Genomic DNA, 1,473 nt, shown 5'->3' with positions numbered 1-1,473 from the left:
CCTCGTTACCTTTTTCGTAGCCCGTTTCCTGGTGCAGGATGTGGGTGTGCTGGCCTGCTGCCCCGGCATGATTGCGTTCCTCTGTCGATCCGATGATCTTGAGAGTGTTGTCACCGGGGTTGGTAGGTGCCGGGAGACCGCTGATAGGGGCAGGACAGTTCGGGAACGTCGTGCGTAACGTGGGTGCCGGGTCCTGACACCGCTGCCGGGCCAGCATGGGAGCTGACTACGACTGGAGGGACCGGATGATCGCGAACCACGATGGTGTCGAAGTGTTTATTGGTCTGGATGTTGGCAAGGGCGTCCATCATGCCGTTGCCGTGGACCGGGCCGGAAAGAAATTGCTGGACCGGGCGCTGCCCAACGATGAAGCCAAAATCCGGGAAATCATCGCCGAACTCGAGGACGCCGGACGAGTGTTGTTGGTCGTTGACCAGCCAGCAACCATCGGCGCGTTGCCGGTAGCGGTGGCCCAGGCCGCCGGTGTTCTTGTCGGGTATCTGCCGGGGCTGGCGATGCGCCGGATCGCGGACCTGCACCCCGGAGAGGCGAAAACCGATGCCCGGGATGCGTTCATCATCGCCGAGGCCGCCAGGACCATGCCGCATACATTGCGCTCGGTTCAGTTGGCCGATGAGCAGCTCGCTGAGCTGAGCATGCTTTGTGGTTTCGATGATGACCTGGCCAAGCAGGCCACGGCGACCTCGAACCGGATCCGCGGGCTGCTCACCCAGATCCACCCTGCTCTGGAAAGGGTGTTGGGACCCTACATGGATCATCCTGCGGTGCTGGACCTGCTGCGGACCTGGCCTACCCCCGAAGCGCTCCGTCACGCAGGCCGGCGCCGGATCGGGAACCGGCTGACCAAACTCGCGCCGCGGATGGGCGAACGCCTTGCCGATGAAATCATCGAGGCCCTGGGCCGGCAAACAGTCACTGTTGTCGGCACGAATGCCGCGACCATCGTGCTGCCCCAGCTCGCGGCCATGCTCTCCGGGCTTCACGAAAACCGCGCCATGGTCCTCACCCAGGTCGAAGCTCTCGTGGAGGCCCACCCTCTTCACCCGGTCCTGATGTCTCTGCCGGCCGTGGGCATCAGGACCGCCGCACGAATCCTCACCGAAGTCGCCGGGAAAGACTTCCCCACCGCCGGGCACCTGGCCTCTTACGCCGGGCTGGCCCCAGTCACCTGGCGATCCGGGTCCTCCATCCGCGGCGACCACTCCTCCAGAAAAGGCAACAAAGTCCTCAAACGAACTCTTTTCCTCTCCGCGTTCGCTGCGCTCCACGACCCGCCGTCCCGGGCCTACTACGAACGCAAACGCGCCGAAGGAAAACGCCACAACCAGGCAATCATTGCCCTGGCACGACGCCGCTGTGACACCCTCTACGCAATGCTCCGCGACGGCGCCCTCTACCAACCCCCAACACCCGCCACCACTTGACGAAAAACATAGGGGCACTCTCACATCC

1 pseudogene is annotated in these 1,473 nt (G+C 63.7%); it reads left to right on the top strand.

The features are described from left to right. Positions 1–183: 183 nt before the first annotated feature. Positions 184–1,445, top strand: a pseudogene (locus AC1DD7_RS24355) (IS110 family RNA-guided transposase). Positions 1,446–1,473: the final 28 nt, after the last annotated feature.

This window comes from Paenarthrobacter sp. 10L412, assembly GCF_056395565.1.
This window is presented reverse-complemented; position numbering and strand designations above follow the sequence as displayed.